Source organism: Amycolatopsis albidoflavus (assembly GCF_039525725.1).
Taxonomy (GTDB): Bacteria; Actinomycetota; Actinomycetes; order Mycobacteriales; family Pseudonocardiaceae; genus Amycolatopsis; species Amycolatopsis albidoflava.
The window spans coordinates 12,962-30,415 of sequence record NZ_BAAAHV010000004.1 but is presented as its reverse complement, the minus strand read 5'-3'; the positions used below and the strand labels follow the sequence as shown (position 1 = coordinate 30,415).

Here is a 17,454-nt window from a genome sequence, read left to right as displayed (position 1 = left end):
TCTTTCGCGCGGTGAGGAGCTTTCCCATGACCGATGGCCCGGCGTCCGAACCCGCTCCGCCGGGGACGGGGGAATCTGCGTCGTCCGCGGGTGCGCCGGATTCGGGGGACGCGAGGGGAGCGCTGGCGGGGTCGCCGCGGCAGCCGATACCGACCGGTGGGGCCGCGCAGGAACCGATGCCGCAGGTCTCGGCCGCGCCGATGTCCGGCTCGGCGGAACCGGAGACCGCGCAACAGCCGACCGCACAGCCACAGGCCTGGTCCGTGGCGACGCCCGGCCCGGCGCAATCGCAGGCCGCGCTGCCACCGACCGAACAACCGCAGGTCTGGTCCACGCCGACACCCAGCCCGGCGCAACCGCAAGCCGCGCAACCGCAAGCCTGGTCCACACCGATATCCGGCCCGGCACAACCGCCAACCCCGCAACCGCCGACCGAACAACCGCAAGCCTGGTCCACGCCGACGCCCGACCCAGCGCAACCGCAAGCCGCACAACCGCAAACCTGGTCCACGCCAATGCCCGGCCAAGCACACCCACCAACCCCGCAACCACAACCCTGGCCCGCCCAACCGAACCCGCAGCAATACCCGGGCTACTCCCCCTACCCGCCAGCCCACCCCGGGCCCGCGCCCGCGAACGGCGTCTGGCTTGGCGTCGCAGCACTCATACTCGGCATCCTCGGCTGCGTACTCCCCCTGCTGCCGATCGACCTGACCGGCATCCGTGCCTACCTCGCGCTCCCCTTCGGACTGGCCGGGCTGGCCTGCGGACTCGTCGGCGTCATCGGACGGCGCACGGCGAAACCAGTGTCCGCGGTCGGCATCGCGGTATCGGCGATCGCGCTGGTCCTCGGCATGATCATGCTCAGCAACCAGCTCGCCGGGTGACGGCCGGCGTTCTGCCCTGAGCGGAACGGCTGTCCCTCCGGCCCCGGCGGATGCCAGGCTGGGCCTATGGCGGACATCCTTCCCTTCCACCAGCGCCGCGCCCCCGTCCGGGACGACGAGGCCGAACCGTTGTGGCGCGAGGTGCTCGGCCGCAGTCTCCGTGCCGAGCGGGAGACCCAGGGCGAGCGGCTCGTCGACGTCGCCGAGCGGGCCGGGATCTCGCCGCAGTACCTGTCCGAGATCGAGCGCGGCCGGAAGGAACCGTCGAGCGAGATGATCGCCGCGGTGACCGGGGCGCTCGGGGTGAATCTGGCCGGGCTGCTGAGCGGGATCGCCGGGGACATCCGGCGGATCAGCGTGGTGGGACCGCGCCCGGCGCGCCGTCCGGCCGGGCCGGTGCTGATGGCTGCCTGAAACGACGGAAGCCGCAGGCCGGAACCCCAGGCCGGCCTGCGAACTCCGCCTTACGGACGAGCTGCGATCACCTGATCCGCCAGTCCGTACTCCACCGCGCCCGCCGCGTCGAACACTCGGTCCCGGTCGGTGTCGTGCCGCAATTCCGCGACGTCGTGGCCGGTGTGGCGGGACGTGATCTCCTCCAGTTGCGTCCGGACCCGGACCACCTCGTCCGCCTGCAGGATCAGGTCCGGGATCGTCCCGCGTCCCTGCGCGGCGGGCTGATGCAACACCACCCGCGCGTGCGGCAGCACCGATCGCCGGCCCTCCGCACCGGCCGCCAACAGCACCGCGCCGGTCGCGACAGCTTGGCCGACGCAGGTCGTCGCCACCGGGGCCTTGATGAAGCGCATCGTGTCGTACAGCGCGAGCATCGCGGCCGGGTCGCCGCCTTCGGAATTGATGTACAGGTTGATTTCCTGCTCCGGGTTGTCCGACTCCAGGAACAGCAGCTGCGCGATCAACGCGTTCGCGACGCCTGAGTCGATCGCCGTGCCCAGGTAGACGATCCGTTCGGACAGCAGGTGCGAGTAGACGTCCATGATCCGCTCGCCGCCGGGGCTGCGGGTCACGACGTTCGGGATGGTGTAGGTGCTCATGCGCGTACCCCCAGGCCCATCGCGTGCGTGCGCACCGGCACGACCTGCTCCAGGCGGTCGACGATCTGGTCGATGAAGCCGTAGTCCTGCGCTTGTCCGGCGGTGTACCAGCGGTCGTGCAGGGAATCGGCGAAAATGCGGTCGAACGGCTGTCCGGTGTCCTGCGCGATGAGGCCCAGCACGGTGTCGCGGGTGTAGCGCAGGTCGTCGGCCTGTACCTCGACCTCCACGGCCGAGCCGCCGATTCCCGACGACCCTTGGTGCATCAGGATTCGCGCGTGCGGCAGGGCGAATCGCTTCCCGGGGGTGCCCGCGGACAGCAGGAACTGCCCGGCGCTGCACGCCAGCCCGAGCGCGAGCGTCGACACGTCGCACGGCACCAGCCGCATCACGTCGCGGATCGCGAGCATCGACGGGACCGAACCGCCGGGCGAGTGGATCCACAACGCGATGTCCTTGACCGGGTCTTCGCCGGCCAGCGACAGCATCTGGGTCGCGAGGACCGTCCCGTTGTCGTCGTCGAGCACGCCGTCCAGTACCAAGACCCGCTGGCTCAGGAACCGTTCCCGGAGCCGCTGGTCGAACATCGGCGGAGTCGATTCGTTGGTCATGCCTCGACTGTGCCGCCGAGGACCCGGCCGCGTCCGCCTTCGCTGCCCACGGCAGATCTGCTGTGAGCAGCGTGGAAAGTCAGCCGGTTTTGCGGACCAGGTTCGTATACCCGGCCAGCGCCAGCGTCGCCAGGCCCCACACCGCGACCTGCACACCCCAGATCGCCGCGGTGAACGCCTGACCGGCGACGCTCGCCGTGTCGAGGTCGCATTTGCTCCGCAGACCGGTCGGCGCGATCGGCAGACCCCGGTCGAGTCCCAGGCCGATCAGCTCCACCGGCGAACACGCGGCACCGCTCGCGACCCGCTCGGCCGCGTGATGGCCGGGCCGGGTTTCCGTTGTCCCAGCCCATAATCCGAGCACCCCGGCGGCCACCAGCGCGAGCAGCAAAGCCGCCGCGGTACGTCGCGCGCGGTAGCCGTATCCGGCCAGCGCGCCCCAGATCCAGTGGAACAGCCGCGACATCCGCCCGCCGAGAGCGTCCGGCGAACGGCGGCGCAGATCGTCCTGCTGGGCGATCAGGATGGTGCGCGCGTTGCCGTCGTGGCCCGCGGTTCGTTCGACCGCCGCCAGCTTTTGGTACCCGGTGGCGTCGTAATACTCGGTGTGGCAGCGAAGCAAATGCAGCCACCGTCGCCAGCCGAAGGACGGATCGATTGCCGCGTAAGTGAATCCGTCCAGCCACGCCAGTTCGGAATGATCGCAGTCGGCGCCGGTGCTCCCGTCGGGACACACGAGGTCGGCCGGCATGAACACCGTCGTGGCCTTCGCGTCGGAAAGTCCGAGCAGACGTCCTTCCGGCGACGTCACGCGTGTGGTCGCGGAGAATTCGAGCTGCCCGCCGATCTGCGCGCCCTGCAACCGCACCGCGCCGATGTCGCCGTTGCCGCTCAGCTCCGAGTCCCGGATCAGCATGCTGCGGCCGACTGTCAGGGTGTCGGCCTCGATGGCCGGTCCGATGTCGTTGGAGACCTTGATGCTTTGACACTCCAGCGGACCGCCGATGCACGCGCCGTTGAGGTGGATCGCGCCGTCGGTCGACGAACCGGTGATCCGCGTTCCCTGGTGCAGGTACAGGCCGCTGCCCAGCTCCGCCGAACTCGCCTCCAGCGCGAGCCCGTCCGGATTGGAGATTTCCGCGTCCCGGCACAGCAGGCTGCCGCCGATGCGCGCGCCGATCAGCCGGATCGCGCCGTCGGAGTTGTTCCCGGTGATCCGCACGCCGCCGGACAGGTGCAGGTCGCCCGCGATCCGCACCCGGGACCCGTGCAGGCCCGGCATCCGCCCGCCGATCAGGTACAGGTGCGGCAACGTCGCCTGGCGGGCGAGCACTGGCTGGTCGAAGACGCACGCGACCAGCATCAGGCCGGCGGTCGCGGTGGCGCCGTCGAGGTTCAGTTCGCCGGTGATGCGGGCGCGGGCCAGCATGATCCCGCGCGGGTCGAGGTCGCCGTGCCTGCCGAGCAGCACGTCCCGCAGCACCTCCGCGCGCACGAGGTGGTCCGGGCTTTCGGTTTCGGCCAGGTCGGCGACGTCGATCTGGGCGGCGCCGAGCAGTTCGCCTTCCCGGGCCGACTCGACCAGACGGCGTTCGAAGTCGCGGAGATCGGTCACCCGGGGCGCAGTCACGCCCGAGATCATGCCTGGTCCGAAGATCAGCCGCGACCGCGCTCCAACTGGTCGGCAAGGTCTGCGAGTCCGTCTGCCTGGAGGTCGAAACGGTCGGCAGGGCCTGGCGGATCGCCGACTGGACGGCCGACGTACGCAGTCCGGAAGCCTGCCTGCTGCGCCCCGCGCAGGTCCCAGGCGTGCGCGGCGACCATCAGCAGCCGTTCCGGCGCACGTCCGGCGACGTCGACGGCGAGCCGGTAGACGTCTGGAGCCGGCTTGTAGGTGCGAGCGTCCTCGGCCGACAGCACGGTGTGCCAACGCAGCCCGGCATTCGCGCACAGGTCGAGCAGCACGGTGCGGCTGGCGTTGGAGAGGCCGACCAGCGGGAATCGTTCAGCGAGACGAGCGAGCCCGTCCACCGTGTCCGGCCACGGCGCCAGTTGCCGCGCCGCGAACGCCAACTCGGCCGCGTCGCCAGTACCGACCGCATCCGCGACGGCTTGCGCAGCTTCCCGGTCGATGACGTCGCTCGCGGCGTACGGCCGTTCCCCGGCGACGATGCGGCCCTGCTCCTGCTCAACGTGCTTCTGCCACACCGAAAGCAGCTCTTCGACCTCCGCGGCAGCGAGCGACGGCGCGAATTTCCGGATCCCCGCCCGGATTCCGGCCGGTTCGTCGACGAGTGTGCCGAGCACGTCGAACACGAGCACATCGATGTCCATGATCGCAACCTATCCGGACGTCCCGCACAGGGCAACCAACGCCGTTCGCAGCCAGCGTCCGTATTCCGCCGCGGCCCAGCCATGGACGCGACGCAGATGCACCATCGTGTCCGCGCACAGCAAGGCGTCCGTGGTGCTCGCCAGTTGTTCAATGTCCATAGTGGACACAAGAAGGCCGTCACGCGCCGCGCAGGACCAGAATTCCTTACACAGCCGCGCCGTCTCCCGCCGCCCGGACTGTGCTGCCTCGGCGATCTCCGGTTCCGCGCCCTCGGCTTGCGCCGCCACTTCAAGCAAGGCTCCCGCGCGGTCCGCGATTCCTACCGTGAGGTCGGCAAGCGCGTCCAGCCGTTCGGTGAGGGTTCCGGCAGTCATCGCGTCCTGTGCCCGAGGCCGGTGCGCGACGTCGACCGGTTCCGCGTCGCCGACGAGCGCTTCGTCGATCACCCGCCGGAACAACGCCGCCTTAGTGCCGAATCGGACGTACACGGTCCTCGGCGCGACCCCGGCCCGGCGCGCGACCTGCGTCAGCGCGGTGGCCGCGTAGCCGTGTTCCAGAAACAGCTCCTGCGCCGCGGCGACGACAAGCGCCTCGGTCCGCGCGATGCGAGCCGCGCCGAACTCAGCTCTGGCATCGGGCTTGACCTGGTGTTTCATCAGATGCAGCATAACTGCATTGCAGTCTCACTGCATCAGTGGAGGTCGACGATGATTCCCACCCTCGACGGAGTGCATCACCTGAAGCTGCCGGTGGCCGACCTGGACCGCTCGGCAGCCTGGTACGCCGACCGCCTCGGCTACGCGGTCGCCCTCGAATTCCGCCAGGACGGCCGCCGGACCGGCGTCACCATGACGCATCCGCGCGGCGGACCGGACCTCGGCCTCGTGCTCAACCCGGACCTGGCCCGAGCCGCCGCCGGGTTCGACTACTTCTCCATCGCCGTCCCGGACCGCGCCGGCATCGCCGAACTCGCCGACGAGCTCACCCGCCGCGGCGAGCAGCACGCGGGCGTCCACTTCGCCACCCTCGGCTGGATCCTGCCCGGCCTGCATGACCCGGACGGCCACGAGGTCCGCTTCTACACCACCGAATCCCACACCACGCTCGACCCGGCGACGCCGCTGGTGGTCGACGACGCGATCGCATCCGCCCGGGCCGCCGAACAGGTCTGGCTGGCCCAGCATTAGTCCACTGTGGACAATTTCCGCAGCCCGAAGAACGCCGCGACCACCACCGCGAGCCCGATCACGTACGCGAGAACCAGCAGCCCGACGCGTCCGCTGAAATTGCCGCCGACCGGCGGAAGCGCGAGAGAGAACACCGCGACGAGCGTGATCAGCACGGACCGCACGCGTCCGGCGGGCACCGACGCGGCAAGCGGAATCGCCGCCCACAGCAGGTACCACGGCTGCACGACCGGCCCGAAAATCACGACCACGCTCAGCATCAGCCCGAGCGAGCGGACCGCGTCGATCCGGCCGGTCCACTGACGTTGCAGCACCACGACGATCCCGGCCGCGGTGAGCACGTAGCCGATGATCTTGCCGACGCCGATCATCGTCTGCGTGATGTGCGCGCCGAACAGCGAGCCGATGCCGCCGACGAGGAAGCCGAACCAGTTCGTGGGCGCCATCCAGCTGTTGACCTCCCCCGAGGTCGTCAGCGCCGACACCCAACCGAAGCCGATCCCGGTCGCCAGCGACACCGCCGCGGACACCGCCACGAAGACGACGACCATCGCCGCGCCGGCGAGCAGGAATTCGCCGATCCGGCCGCGGCGGCGGGCGAGCGCCGTCCCGACCGCGGCCAGCGCGACCAGCGCGGGCACCTTCACCTCGGCGCCGAGCGCGATCAGCAGCACCCCGCCGGCGAGCGGCCACCAGCGGATCCGGTCGCCCACCGCTTCCAGCGCGATCGCCACGCCCGCGACCATCAGGCCGACCATGAGGGCGTCGTTGTGCATCCCGGCGACCACGTGCCACAGAACCAGCGGGTTCAGCACGCCCAGCCACAACGCGACCCTCGGCGACGCTCCCGCCGCGGCCGCCAGCCGCGGCACCGCCCACGCGATCAGCACGAGCCCGGCCACCTCGACAAGCCGGTGCAACGCGACGCCGACGATCGGATTCCCGCCGGACACCTGCGCGATGACCCGCTCGACCGCACCGAACAACGGCCCGTACGGCGACGGCGTCTCGCGCCAGTAAACGCTGACGCGGCCGACGATGTCCGACGCCGGCCCCAGCGCCTGCTGCGGACCGACGACATTGAGGTCGAACCCGTGCGCGGCCACCGCACCCTGCGCGAGATAGCTGAAGACATCCCCGCTGAACAACGGCGGCACGACGAGCAACGGCCCGCACCACAACGCGAGCGTCCGCTTCAGCCATCCTGTGCCGGGAGTTTCCGAGGCCAGAACGCACCCGCCGAGCAGCGCCCACGCGAGCACGACCAGCCCGACCCCTGCGATCCCGCCCGCGAAGGGCAGCACCCCGGACATCCCGGCGGCCCCGGCGTACACCGCCACAGCCAGCAGCAGCACCCCGCCGAAACCGGTCCAGCGCAGGCTTGCCGCGGACGCGAAACTGAAGAACCGCACGGGCCGCGAGAGCGTGACCGGCTGACTACTCATCGAAGACCTGCGCACGACATGCGGCGATCGTAGTAGCCACGGGGTCTTTCGGTCCGTGAAGGGCTCCTTGAGGGAATCAGATTCCCTCAAGGAGCCCTTCACGGACCACACACAGCCGGAGTCCACAAAGGACTGAGGGGTCAGTTTTGGTCGCGGCCGATCACGCCGCAGGCGTAGCGGGAGCCGGCGTCGCCGGTCGCCTTGGTTTTCTCGTCCGGCACCGGTGCGCTGGGGTCGTTGCGGACGGCGTACCGGTCGGCGGGAATGTTCGCGAAATTGTCGGACTTCGAGTGCACGATGATCGAGGTCCCGTCCGGACCGAACAACTGGTCCAAGGTGAAGGTGTCCAGCAGGAACTTCGTGTACCCGCGGCCGTTGGACCGCACGAGCACCGACGGAAGCTGCCCGATCGGCAGTCCGGTGTGGTGGTCCATCGGCATCAGGTGCCCGCCCGCCGCGGTGAACGGGTTTTTCGGGTCGCCGACAGTGCAGTTTCCCTTTTCGTGGACGTGCATGCCATGGAAACCAGGCGCGAAATGCCCGGTGAGGTACACCTCGACCCAGACGGCTTTCGAACGGCTGTCGGCGGTGAACCACGCGGAGCCGACGTCGTTGCCCTTGGCGTCCTTCAACGTGGCGGAGGCGGAGTCGCCGTCGCGGTAAGCCGCACCGGCCGGCTGCCGCGACGTCTCCGGCGACTGCTGGCCGATCTGGCTGCCGGCCGCTGGCGCGACGCCAATGACCAGTGCGCAGGCACCCAACGCGCCTGCCACCCACTTATTTCTGCGCACGGTATCTCCCTGAGGGCACTGGTGATCTATGACCGCTCCAGAATCGGGCCTCGCCTTCCCCGTGGCCAGGGGCCAGATGGAACTAACCGGGTCCGGCACGCGGCGGAATGTCCATCTTTCGCGGCCTCTCGGGTCAGCGCGAATACTCGGCGATCAGCCGTTTCACCGTCTCGTACGCCGGTTTCGCGGAATAATCGTCCCGCAGCAATCCGAACCGGTTTTCCCGAGGGCCGTTCGACAACCCGTCTCGCAGTCCGAAAATCTCGTAGGTGTCCAAACCCACCTCGCCGGCCAGCCCGAATACCGTGCGCGCGACGGATTCCATCACGCGCGCCTGTTGTTCCTCCGAATTCTCCGGTCCAGTCGGCCAACCGGTCTCGGTAACGTGCATCGGCACCGCCGCTGGAATGCCGATCGCCGACGCGGACTCGCGAAAAGACCGCACGACATGGGTCACCGCACCGGCCAATGCGTCGGCGGGCACTGGACGGAAGACGTCCGGAAAGAAATCCAAGCCGAGAAAATCAATGCGATTCAGCACTTCTGGGTCTACCGCCGAGCGCACCGCTTCCCAAAACGGATCGCCAGGCAGCGCGACCGCGGCGTTGAATCCGATCGCCACGTCGACGCCCAGCCGCGCCCGCTCGTCCAGCGCCGCCGCGAGCCCGGCGCCGAGCGCCTCGTAACAGCCAGGACTGCCGCCGTCCAGCGGCGCGGCCACGTTGACCTCCTCGCAGACCTGCAATTTCCCGCCGCCCAACTCGGCGACCTCGCGAACTGCGGCGCGCACCGCGTCGGCGAACCCGCTCGGGTCGACCTCGGGACTGCCGTAGCCGAGCACGAAGTCCACCACTCGCCCGTCGCCGAGATACGGCACCGCGTCCGGCGGCGTCGGCTCATGCGGGCCTCGGTAGTGGCGATAGCACCGGACATAGAACCGTTCCGTGCCCTTCGCCAGGTCCCGCAACGCTTCCGCGGTCCGTTCGACGTCCTCCGGCGGCGCGTCGATGAAGGTTTCCAGCCGCACCAGGTCCCTGCTCACGACGCCGGGCCACACGCCAAAGGTGATCATGACCATCCCTCTCCAGTAGTCGTATACGAGCAATGTACTCGTATACGACTAGCGTGCGCTACCCTGGTCCGGTGCCGACGAACGCTCTCGACAACCCGCTAGTGCTGCCGATGCTCGGCCTGCTCGTGGAAACCCCGCGCCACCAGTACGCGCTCCTGCGCGAACTCCGCACGCGCTACCCGTTCCTGAACCCGAAGACGTCGACCGTGTACACGCTGGTCGGCACGCTGACCCGGAACGGGCTCGTCGAACCGGACGGCGACGGCGAGCCGCAACCGGTGCGGCTGACCGAAAACGGTCTCGCCGATTTCCGCGAACGGATCGAACGGCAGCTCCGCGACGCCGACCCCAACCTCGACTCCCGGTTCCTGATCGCGCTGGCCTACCTCGGCGCGCTTCCGCCGGCGCGCGCGGTCACCCTGCTGCGAGACCGGGTCGAACGGGTCCGAGACCAGCACCGCGAGCTTTCCGCGACGCTCGATAACGCCGATTTGCCGGAAATGCAGATGATCGAGGCGCATTTCCTGGTTTCCCGGCTCCGCCACGACGCCGCGTGGCTCGCCCGCACCGCGGACCGGATGGAGAGCGGAGACCTCGTCCCGCCCCGGTGATCACAGCTTTCATCGTGATTTCATCGCCGCCCCTTACCGTGCGCGGGTGCCCGGCTGCAGCTGGCCGGGCAAAGGCGAAGGCGGGGGTATGACCGGAGAATCCGGATCAGTGGTCGACGCCGCGTCGGCCGGGGTGGAGAACCTGGCGGACTCGGCGCTCGCGGGACTCGACAAGGCGGGGCCGGTCGGCGATTTGGCCCGGCCGGTGGTGTCGGCGCTGCGCAACGTGTGGGAGGGCTACTTCGGAGCCCCGGTCCCGCCCGGCAGCACCAACTGGAACGCTTACACGCACCAGCAGCTGTACCAGATGCTGTGGGAGAAGGCCGACGTCGGCGACGTCAGCACGGTCGCCGCGGAATGGCAGCGGCACGGTTCGGAAATGCGCACGCACGCCGATTCGCTCAAATCGCAGCAGGGGACGCTGCACGAGAACTGGAGCGGGCAGGCCGCCGAACGCGCGTCCGGACGGCTGGGCTCGCTCGGCGACCGCGCGTCCGGGATCGGCGACCGCGCCGGGACCGTCGGCGGCGCGGCGCAGAACGCGGGCGATTCGCTTGCCGTAGCGCGCAACACCATGCCGAAGCCGCCAGGCGACCCGACTGGGGGCGCAGTCGCCGCCGCGGCGGCCGGAGCGGGTGCGGGCGCGGTCATCGGCGGGATCCTCGGGGCCGGAGCGGGTGGTATCGGCGCCGGCCCGGGAGCGTTGATGGGCGCGGCGATCGGCGCGGTCGCGGGCGGCGGGGCGAGCCTGTTCGCCTCGAATGTCGCTGCGGCGGAACAGAAAGCCGAAGCGGTGCACGTGATGCAGCGCTACGAAGCCAGTCTGCACAAGAGTTCGCACGCGATCAATCCGCCGCCCGCCGGGTCGACGACCGCGGATTCCTACGGCGCGGACGATTCGACCAGTGCGTCGAGCTACGCCGGTCCGCTCGGCGGAGCCGGATCCGGCGCGGGCAGCGGCATGCCGTGGGGCGCGCTGACCACCGCGGCTCCGGTCGAATCGGGCCTGTCCGCCGGACTTCGCTCCGCGCTCGGCATGGAGGGCGCGATGCTCGCCCGCAACGCCGCGATGGCGGAGATGGCCGCCGCTCGCGCGGCCAGCGGCAACGGCATGATGCCCGGCCGCGGCGCGGGTGCCTCGCAGGAGGAGGAAGAGGAGCACAAGAACAAGATGCCGGTGCTCGACCAGCCGCTCCTGCATCCCGAAGACAAGACCATCAGCCCGGTGATCGGGCTGTGATCGACAAGAACGACAGGAGCACCCGATGACCGGCCACGAGGTCGCCCCGAACGCGCTGGACCGCCAGGTCGCCGCGCTGGGCAGGCTCGGCGAGCAGACCGGGGAACTCGTCGGTTCGGCGGGACGGCTCGCCGACCGGCTGCCGCAGCTCGGCACCGCACCGCCCGCGCTGCACCTGGCGCAGCGGCTGCGCGAAGCCGCCGGACACGCTGGGCTGACCGGCGAACTGGGTGCGGCCGACACCGAGCTGACAGGGTTCCACGAGGCGCTGCAGGCAGGCATCCGGCGCTATCAGGAGCACGAATCCGGGGTGCAGCAAGCATTCCAGCGGCTCGAACGGCAAGCCGAATGACCGCCGTGCTGCCGCGCACCGGCGACGAGACCGTCCACATCGGACTCGTCGAGGCCGACCTGCTGGCCGCGCACGCCGGGGCGAGCTGGCCGTTTCCGTTGCAGGTCCCGTCTTACGGCCGGATCGAGGGCGAGCGCGAGATCCTGTTCGCCACTGCCGGACAGGCGCTGCGGGCGCGCGGGCTCGCCGACGAATCCGGACCGGACGGCCTCGCCGCGGAAGCCGTGACCGCGCTGCGCGAACGTCGCGGCATCGTTGATTTGGTGGTGGCGGACGCCGAGGGGGCGACCGCCGTCACCGCACTCGTTTACCGGTCCTCGGCGCTGATCTGCCGTCAGCGGCTCGAGGCCGACACGCTGTCGGTGCGCCGAGTGGACGAGACCGCGCTGGTGGACGCCGTGCTCGCGGAAATCCCGCAGGTGGAGGCGGCCCGCACGATGCCGGTCACGCTGCCCGCGCACGCGGTCAAGGAGGCGATGGCGCTCGCCGACGACGAGGACGACACCTCCCGTGCCCACCGTTTGCGCGATCTCGTTCGCGACAGCGGCGGCGACCCGGCGGCGCTGGACAGCCTCGTCGGCCTGGTCGTCCCGCTGACCGGCCGCGGCCAGCTCGGCGCGACTCGCGACGGGCGCACCCGGGAGGGCCGCGAACTGTCCTGGATGGACGGTCCGCGCGGCCGCGTCCGGATCAACCCCGCGCGCGACGGCTGGCTCAGCGTCAACTCGCTGCGCCAGGCCGACCTGCGCTTCGCCCTCGGCGAGCTGGCCACCGCCGCGCGGCGGCCGCGATGACCGCACCGAAAACGACCGGAGGATCTTCCGTGCCGATCCAAGACTCGGCGGCCTGGCTCGCCGACTACCAGAAGAATCTGTCCCGGATGCAGGCCAACGCGGAGGCCGCGAGCGCGAGCCTCAGCCGCGTCGGCGGCCGCGCGGCGTCTCCGCGCGGCGAGGTCGAGGTCGAGGTGGGCCCGAGCGGCGCGCTGACCGACCTGCGGCTGAGCCCCGCCGCCCGCGCGCTGGAAGCCGACGCGCTCGCCCGGCTCATCCTCGCGACCGTGCACGACGCGCACCGCCAGGCGGGTGCTCAAGTCGTGGACATCATGACCGACTACGTCGGCGACGGCCCCGCCCTCCAGCTCGTCCGCGACAACCTGCCGGTCGAGGCGGCTCCCGCCGCTCCGCGCCAGGAAGACGACTACTTCGCGAACCCGGGGATCATCTCGTGACCGCCGGCTTCGAGGTCGACCCCGCGCAGTTGCGCCGGCACGCGGCCACCGTCGGCGATCTGGCCGACCGGCTCGGCAATGTCGCCCGCAGCGCCCCGTCCGGGCTCGGCGACCAGGCGCTCGGCGTCTTCGTGCAGTTCCTCACCGCGGGCCTGCAGTCGGCGGTCGGCAAGACCAACGACGCGGTGTCGCACGCTTCGTCCACTGTGGACAAGGTGAGCGCGAACCTGACTCAGGCCGCGGAAAGCTACGAACGCCGCGACCAGGGCAACGCCGCCTCGCTGCCGGGGAAGGAGCTCCCGTGACCGACTCCAGCCAGCTGCTGACAGATCTGAAAACCACCACGCAGGCAGTCGAAAACCACGACTGGGTTTCCGCCGGGCTCGGCGGCGCCACCACCGCGCTCGACCTGCTCGGCGCGTCGCAGGACCCGCTCGCCGCGCTGACGTCGGCCGGGTTCGGCATGATCACCGAACTGGTGCGGTTCCTGGAAGAACCGCTGAAACAGCTGCAGGGCAACCCGGATTCGGTGTCGTCGCACTCTCAGGGCATGGAAGGCGGCGGCCAGCAGGTGTCGTCCGTCGCGGACGATTACCGGCAGTCGGCGGGACCGGAAACGTCGGGGTGGAACGGCTCTTCGGCTTCCAGCTACCGCGACAACAGCTCGCAGCACGCGGACTGCGTCGAGGCGGTCGGCCAGGCGGGCATCGCGATGGCCAAGGCGGCTACTGGCGCGGGGAAGGTGGTCGCGAAGGCGCAGCAGGAGGTCGGCGGGCTCATTTCGGAGGCCGTCGGGCAGATTATCCAGCTGATGACGCAGGCGTTCGCCGCCGCGCAGGCGACGTTCGGCGCGAGCATCGCCGCGGCAATCCCGCAGGCGGTGGCGATCGCTACGCAGTACGGCGGGCAGATCGCGCAGAAGCTCGGGGTTTTGCTGTCGGATTCGGATAATTTGCTGCAGCTGATCACCTCAGTGACTCAGGGCCTGGAGGCGGCTACGCAGCTGATGACGAAGTTGAGCGAGGCGTCGAAGAGCAGTTCCGGGGAGGATTCCAGCTCTTCGGATTCTTCGTCGCGTTATCCGGCTTCTTCGCGGTACCCGGACTCGGGCTCGGACTCGGACGAATACAGCTCGCGCACTCCGGTCAGCACTGCCCAGCAGAGCTGACGAGTTCGACCTCGAAGCCGTCGTCGTTCTGCAGATACGCGGCATAGTGCGCCGCGCCGCCCGCATGGGGATGTTTCTCCGGGAACATCAGCTGCCACCCGTGCCGGGCGGCGTCGGCGGCCAATTGCTCGACCGTCGCGGCGTCCTTGACGTGAAATGCGAGGTGGTTCAGCCCCGGACGGCAGCGGTCGTGCCGGTCCGCGGTCAGCGCCGGGGATTGCTCGACCACGAGATACGTCGGACCGAGCCGCCAGCTGCGGCCAGCCGCCCAGTCCTGGAACTGCTGATATCCCAGCTCTTCCAGCAGCCATCCCAGCGACGCGACCGCGCGGCCGAGGTCCGGCACCCACAACTCGACATGGTGCAGGGTCCCGTGCGCACTCACGAGGGACCCCGATCCGAGCTGAGCACCACCCGCAACTCCCGGTCCAGCTCGGCCCCCGGTTCGACGTCCAAATCCGTCCGCAGCCGTTCCCGCATCCGCCGATGCACCGCCAGCGCGTCCGCCCGGCGGCCGCCGCCATGAAGCGCCCGCATCAGCAACACCGCCAGCGGCTCCCGATGCGGATGCACCGCCAGCAGCGCCGACAGCTCGTGCACCACCTCGTCGGTCCGCCCCAATTTCAGCTGCAGCAAGGCTTTCTCTTGCACCAACGTCAGCCGACGCTCGGTCAGCCGCAGCCGCTCCCCCTCCACGAACGGGCCCGGCAACCCGGCCAACGGCTCGCCGTGGAACAACGCCAGCGCACCGGCGTAAGCATCGACCGCAGCGGCCGGATCGCCGCCGTGAGTGGCGGTCGCGGCTTCCGAGATCCGGTCGGTCAGCTCGGTGACGTCCAGCCGTACTCGCTCCCGGGCGAAGCGGTATCCGCCGCGATCGCTGCCGATGACCGAGTCTTCCGTCCGCTCACCGACGGCACGCAGGCATTTCCGCAGTCGATGCACGTACACCGGCACCACCCGGCCACCGGTGCCCGGCGGTTCCAGGCCCCACACGCCGTCGAGCAGCTCGCCAGGGCTGACCGTCTCGCCGGGGCGCAACACCAGCGCCGCCAGCAGCGCCTGCTGCCGCACTGGGCCCAGGTCCAGCAGGTTCGGCCCCCGCCACGCCTGCAGCGGGCCGAGGACGCTGAACCGCAACGAGTCCGGACCGGCCGGAGCCGGAGCCGCGCCGGGAGTGACCAGGCCGTGGTCGAAGGCGTACACGATGGCCGCCGCCCGGTCGCGGAGGCGGAGTTTCGCGCACACCCGCTCGTAATGCGCCTCGACCGTGCTCGCGGAAATCCCCAGCGTTCCGGCGATTTCCGCGTCCGTCAGCCCCCGCGCGACCGCTGTCAGCACGTCCAGTTCACGCGGCGTCAACAATCCGGACGGCACCGCCGGGCGATCGGAAGCCGCCTGGCGATAGGTCGTGAGCACCCGTCCGGTGACCGCCGGATCGAGCCACGCCTCGCCCATCGCGACCGCCCGCACCGCGCGGATCAGATCCTCCGCCGGGGAATCCTTCAGCACGTACCCGACCGCGCCCGCGCGCAGCACTCCGGCGAGCAGCTCGTCATCATCGAACGTGGTCAGCGCGAGCACCGGCGGCCGCGGGCCGGACGCGCGCAGCCGTCGCGTCGCCTCGATGCCGTCGACTCGCTTCATCCGCAGGTCCATCACCACTGCGTCGACCCGGCCGGCCGCTTCGAGCGCGGCCGGGACCTCGTCTCCGTCCGCGCACTCCCCCACCACCACGAACCCGTCACGACGACGCAGGATCAACCGCAGCCCGGAACGCACCAATTCCTGGTCGTCGACCAGCAAAACCCGCATTTCCTCCGACGCAGCGGTCACGACACGGCCTCGCGCGCCAGCGGCACCGTCACGTCGACTACCCACTCGCCGCCCTCGGGTCCGGCAGTCAGCCGCGCGCCGAGCTGACCCGCGCGCGCCGTCATGCCCGCCAACCCCGAACCGCCCGAATTGCGCGCGGTGCCGGTGTGTCCATTGCGGACAGTCAGCCGGGCATCCTCAGCGCTGATCTCCAGCCGTACCAACGCCTTCTCCGACGGGGCGTGCTTGACCACGTTCGCCAGCGACTCCTGGACGATCCGGTAGAGCCCCAGCCCCACCGTATTGTCGACCGCGGTCACGTCGCCCTCCAGTTCGTACTCCGCGACCAGCCCGGCCGCGCACGTTTCGGCCACCAGCTCCGCGATGTCGCCCGCACCGGGCAACGGCCGCGTCCCGGCCGACTCCTGCGAGAGCAATCCAACCGTGCGGCGGATATCGGCCATCGCCGCCCGTCCGATCCGCTCCGCCTCGGTGAGCGCCGCGACGGCCTCGTCGATGTCACGATCCGTGCGCAAACCGTGCCGCGCGCCCGTGACGTGCAGCAACGTGATGCTCAGCGAATGCGCGACGACGTCGTGCACCTCGCGCGCGATCCGCTGCCGCTCGCCGAGCCGCGCCTGTTCGCGCACGGCCTCCTGTTTGCCGCGCTCGGCGTCCAGCGCGCGCACGTACCAGCGCAGCATGAACCCGGCGGCCATCCCGACCACCACCGCGAGCGTGTACACCGGGAACCCGACGAGCCCGACCGTCAACGCGGCCGCCCCGAGCAGCGCGACCGCCCCGCCGGTGGCCGCGAACGCGACCCGCGCCGTCGCGATGGACCCCAGCTCGCCGGTGAGCACGGCCAACGGCATCGGCGCGAAGTCCGGCACCACCGGATACGTCAGCAGCAGCCCGATCCCGGCGAGCATCCCGAGCGCCTTCAGCCACGACGGCGCGAGCCGCCCGGTGAACGCGAACAGCAGCGACGACGACGTGGCCAGCAGAAACCCGGCGATCGCGACCGGCAGCGCGGGCCCGACCCGCTGCCCGACCGCCACGACCAGCCCGATCACCGTGAAGGCGGTCGTCCCCATCGGCACCCACCAGGGCAGCGTGAGCCCGGACTGGGCCAAACCGTCCGCCAGCCGGCCCCGGAGCCGGTCCCTCGCTGTTTCCCACACGGGGTTCAGCCTAGAAAACCGCATGCGAAGCCGCCGGGTGTATCGGCGATACGATGCCGCGTGCGCGACCGGCAAAGGCGCGGTCAGCCAATCGGATACCTTCGAATTCGTCTCGTCGGGCAGGCGCACGACCGTCCAGTATCCCGTGCCGCAGCGCAAAAAGGTAGCGAAGCTCGAGGATCACCGCCTGCGCGAGCCTGGCAAGGACATCTCGCTCGCCGATCACTCCGGGAAGGTCGTCCTGCTGAACCTCTGGGCGTCTAGCGCGGGCCGCACCTTGCCGAATCGGACACGCTGAAGGCCACCGCCCACTCCAGCCGCGTCGCCGTGGGACTGCGCGGCCTCCCGCTGGCCGCGGTGCCGATCTCGCTCATCGTCGACAAACAGCAACGAGTCGCGGCGGTCTACCTCGGCGCCGTCCTGCGGACCGACGTCCAGCCCGCCCTCGACAGCGTGCTCGCCGAGTAGAC

23 protein-coding genes are annotated in these 17,454 nt (G+C 70.3%); 12 read left to right on the top strand and 11 right to left on the bottom strand.

Annotation, left to right across the window (positions count from 1 at the left end):
- The first annotated feature begins 26 nt into the window (after positions 1-26).
- Both ABD156_RS04460 and ABD156_RS04455 read left to right on the top strand, forming a co-directional pair.
- Positions 27-887, top strand: coding sequence for a hypothetical protein (locus tag ABD156_RS04460; protein ID WP_344266858.1), 861 nt, complete (start codon positions 27-29; stop codon positions 885-887).
- 66 nt (positions 888-953) lie between these two features.
- Positions 954-1,301, top strand: a complete 348-nt coding sequence (locus ABD156_RS04455; RefSeq protein ID WP_344266855.1) for a helix-turn-helix domain-containing protein — start codon at positions 954-956, stop codon at positions 1,299-1,301.
- A gap of 50 nt (positions 1,302-1,351) precedes the next feature.
- Here the strand turns inward: ABD156_RS04455 and ABD156_RS04450 are convergent, their stop codons facing one another.
- The 5 genes from ABD156_RS04450 to ABD156_RS04430 all read right to left on the bottom strand — a co-directional run bounded on the left by ABD156_RS04450 (position 1,352) and on the right by ABD156_RS04430 (position 5,544).
- The gene (locus ABD156_RS04450; RefSeq protein WP_344266854.1) at positions 1,352-1,942 is read right to left on the bottom strand and encodes a ClpP family protease; all 591 of its coding nucleotides are present in this window, start codon (positions 1,940-1,942) and stop codon (positions 1,352-1,354) included.
- Positions 1,939-2,553: a ClpP family protease gene (locus ABD156_RS04445; RefSeq protein ID WP_344266851.1), complete on the bottom strand. Its 615-nt coding sequence runs from the start codon at positions 2,551-2,553 to the stop codon at positions 1,939-1,941. Before ABD156_RS04445 ends, ABD156_RS04450 begins: the two co-directional genes overlap by 4 nt.
- Before the next feature lie 79 nt (positions 2,554-2,632).
- Positions 2,633-4,183, bottom strand: a complete 1,551-nt coding sequence (locus tag ABD156_RS04440) for a hypothetical protein (protein WP_344266848.1) — start codon at positions 4,181-4,183, stop codon at positions 2,633-2,635.
- A 26-nt stretch (positions 4,184-4,209) separates the two neighbouring features.
- Positions 4,210-4,887, bottom strand: a complete 678-nt coding sequence (locus ABD156_RS04435; RefSeq protein WP_344266845.1) for a haloacid dehalogenase type II — start codon at positions 4,885-4,887, stop codon at positions 4,210-4,212.
- Between the two features lie 9 nt (positions 4,888-4,896).
- Positions 4,897-5,544, bottom strand: a complete 648-nt coding sequence (locus tag ABD156_RS04430) for a TetR/AcrR family transcriptional regulator (protein WP_344266842.1) — start codon at positions 5,542-5,544, stop codon at positions 4,897-4,899.
- 51 nt (positions 5,545-5,595) lie between these two features.
- Between ABD156_RS04430 and ABD156_RS04425 the strand changes: the two genes are divergently transcribed.
- On the top strand, positions 5,596-6,075 hold the full coding sequence (locus ABD156_RS04425; protein WP_344266839.1) for a VOC family protein: 480 nt from the start codon (positions 5,596-5,598) through the stop codon (positions 6,073-6,075).
- On the opposite strand, the gene mptB is transcribed toward ABD156_RS04425, so the two are convergent.
- From mptB to ABD156_RS04410, 3 genes are all read right to left on the bottom strand, one after another.
- A complete protein-coding gene (gene mptB / locus ABD156_RS04420; RefSeq protein ID WP_344266836.1) occupies positions 6,072-7,520 on the bottom strand; it encodes a polyprenol phosphomannose-dependent alpha 1,6 mannosyltransferase MptB in 1,449 nt (482 codons plus the stop codon). The two genes, ABD156_RS04425 and mptB, sit on opposite strands and share 4 nt — an antisense overlap.
- Positions 7,521-7,660: 140 nt before the next feature.
- Positions 7,661-8,311, bottom strand: coding sequence for a superoxide dismutase family protein (locus ABD156_RS04415; protein WP_344266833.1), 651 nt, complete (start codon positions 8,309-8,311; stop codon positions 7,661-7,663).
- A gap of 133 nt (positions 8,312-8,444) precedes the next feature.
- On the bottom strand, positions 8,445-9,383 hold the full coding sequence (locus ABD156_RS04410; protein ID WP_344266830.1) for a hypothetical protein: 939 nt from the start codon (positions 9,381-9,383) through the stop codon (positions 8,445-8,447).
- A 71-nt stretch (positions 9,384-9,454) separates the two neighbouring features.
- Between ABD156_RS04410 and ABD156_RS04405 the strand changes: the two genes are divergently transcribed.
- The 7 genes from ABD156_RS04405 (at position 9,455) to ABD156_RS04375 (ending at position 13,985) form a co-directional block, all read left to right on the top strand.
- Entirely contained in the window at positions 9,455-9,994 is a 540-nt protein-coding gene (locus ABD156_RS04405; RefSeq protein WP_344266827.1) for a PadR family transcriptional regulator, read from the top strand.
- 88 nt (positions 9,995-10,082) lie between these two features.
- Positions 10,083-11,234 (top strand): WXG100 family type VII secretion target, encoded by a 1,152-nt coding sequence (locus tag ABD156_RS04400; RefSeq protein ID WP_344266824.1) that lies wholly within the window; start codon positions 10,083-10,085, stop codon positions 11,232-11,234.
- 25 nt (positions 11,235-11,259) lie between these two features.
- Positions 11,260-11,586, top strand: coding sequence for a hypothetical protein (locus ABD156_RS04395; protein ID WP_116203433.1), 327 nt, complete (start codon positions 11,260-11,262; stop codon positions 11,584-11,586).
- Positions 11,583-12,380, top strand: coding sequence for an ESX secretion-associated protein EspG (locus tag ABD156_RS04390; protein ID WP_344266818.1), 798 nt, complete (start codon positions 11,583-11,585; stop codon positions 12,378-12,380). The genes ABD156_RS04395 and ABD156_RS04390 overlap by 4 nt, the downstream gene beginning before the upstream one ends.
- Before the next feature lie 29 nt (positions 12,381-12,409).
- Entirely contained in the window at positions 12,410-12,817 is a 408-nt protein-coding gene (locus ABD156_RS04385) for a YbaB/EbfC family nucleoid-associated protein (RefSeq protein WP_312872147.1), read from the top strand.
- Positions 12,814-13,122 (top strand): type VII secretion target, encoded by a 309-nt coding sequence (locus ABD156_RS04380; protein ID WP_344266811.1) that lies wholly within the window; start codon positions 12,814-12,816, stop codon positions 13,120-13,122. The genes ABD156_RS04385 and ABD156_RS04380 overlap by 4 nt, the downstream gene beginning before the upstream one ends.
- On the top strand, positions 13,119-13,985 hold the full coding sequence (locus tag ABD156_RS04375) for a hypothetical protein (protein ID WP_344266808.1): 867 nt from the start codon (positions 13,119-13,121) through the stop codon (positions 13,983-13,985). The genes ABD156_RS04380 and ABD156_RS04375 overlap by 4 nt, the downstream gene beginning before the upstream one ends.
- Here the strand turns inward: ABD156_RS04375 and ABD156_RS04370 are convergent.
- The 3 genes from ABD156_RS04370 to ABD156_RS04360 are packed head-to-tail and all read right to left on the bottom strand — an operon-like array spanning position 13,963 to position 16,984.
- Positions 13,963-14,370, bottom strand: a complete 408-nt coding sequence (locus ABD156_RS04370; protein WP_344266805.1) for a VOC family protein — start codon at positions 14,368-14,370, stop codon at positions 13,963-13,965. The genes ABD156_RS04375 and ABD156_RS04370 overlap by 23 nt on opposite strands.
- Positions 14,367-15,821: a BTAD domain-containing putative transcriptional regulator gene (locus ABD156_RS04365; protein WP_344266802.1), complete on the bottom strand. Its 1,455-nt coding sequence runs from the start codon at positions 15,819-15,821 to the stop codon at positions 14,367-14,369. The genes ABD156_RS04370 and ABD156_RS04365 overlap by 4 nt, the downstream gene beginning before the upstream one ends.
- Positions 15,818-16,984 (bottom strand): sensor histidine kinase, encoded by a 1,167-nt coding sequence (locus ABD156_RS04360; RefSeq protein WP_344266799.1) that lies wholly within the window; start codon positions 16,982-16,984, stop codon positions 15,818-15,820. The genes ABD156_RS04365 and ABD156_RS04360 overlap by 4 nt, the downstream gene beginning before the upstream one ends.
- 22 nt (positions 16,985-17,006) lie before the next feature.
- Here ABD156_RS04360 and ABD156_RS04355 point away from each other — a divergent pair, with 22 nt between their 5' ends.
- Both ABD156_RS04355 and ABD156_RS04350 read left to right on the top strand, forming a co-directional pair.
- On the top strand, positions 17,007-17,282 hold the full coding sequence (locus ABD156_RS04355) for a hypothetical protein (protein ID WP_344266796.1): 276 nt from the start codon (positions 17,007-17,009) through the stop codon (positions 17,280-17,282).
- A 29-nt stretch (positions 17,283-17,311) separates the two neighbouring features.
- Positions 17,312-17,452 carry a hypothetical protein gene (locus ABD156_RS04350; RefSeq protein WP_344266793.1) on the top strand — a complete coding sequence of 47 codons (141 nt, stop codon included), beginning with the start codon at positions 17,312-17,314 and terminating at the stop codon, positions 17,450-17,452.
- Positions 17,453-17,454 lie beyond the last annotated feature (2 nt).

Coding starts and splice junctions, on each gene's coding strand:
- ABD156_RS04460 (WP_344266858.1), top strand. CDS start 27: ATGACCGATGGCCCGGCGTCCGAACCCGCTCCGCCGGGGACGGGGGAA.
- ABD156_RS04455 (WP_344266855.1), top strand. CDS start 954: ATGGCGGACATCCTTCCCTTCCACCAGCGCCGCGCCCCCGTCCGGGAC.
- ABD156_RS04450 (WP_344266854.1), bottom strand. CDS start 1,942: ATGAGCACCTACACCATCCCGAACGTCGTGACCCGCAGCCCCGGCGGC.
- ABD156_RS04445 (WP_344266851.1), bottom strand. CDS start 2,553: ATGACCAACGAATCGACTCCGCCGATGTTCGACCAGCGGCTCCGGGAA.
- ABD156_RS04435 (WP_344266845.1), bottom strand. CDS start 4,887: ATGGACATCGATGTGCTCGTGTTCGACGTGCTCGGCACACTCGTCGAC.
- ABD156_RS04430 (WP_344266842.1), bottom strand. CDS start 5,544: ATGAAACACCAGGTCAAGCCCGATGCCAGAGCTGAGTTCGGCGCGGCT.
- ABD156_RS04425 (WP_344266839.1), top strand. CDS start 5,596: ATGATTCCCACCCTCGACGGAGTGCATCACCTGAAGCTGCCGGTGGCC.
- mptB (WP_344266836.1), bottom strand. CDS start 7,520: ATGAGTAGTCAGCCGGTCACGCTCTCGCGGCCCGTGCGGTTCTTCAGT.
- ABD156_RS04410 (WP_344266830.1), bottom strand. CDS start 9,383: ATGATCACCTTTGGCGTGTGGCCCGGCGTCGTGAGCAGGGACCTGGTG.
- ABD156_RS04400 (WP_344266824.1), top strand. CDS start 10,083: ATGACCGGAGAATCCGGATCAGTGGTCGACGCCGCGTCGGCCGGGGTG.
- ABD156_RS04395 (WP_116203433.1), top strand. CDS start 11,260: ATGACCGGCCACGAGGTCGCCCCGAACGCGCTGGACCGCCAGGTCGCC.
- ABD156_RS04390 (WP_344266818.1), top strand. CDS start 11,583: ATGACCGCCGTGCTGCCGCGCACCGGCGACGAGACCGTCCACATCGGA.
- ABD156_RS04355 (WP_344266796.1), top strand. CDS start 17,007: ATGCGAAGCCGCCGGGTGTATCGGCGATACGATGCCGCGTGCGCGACC.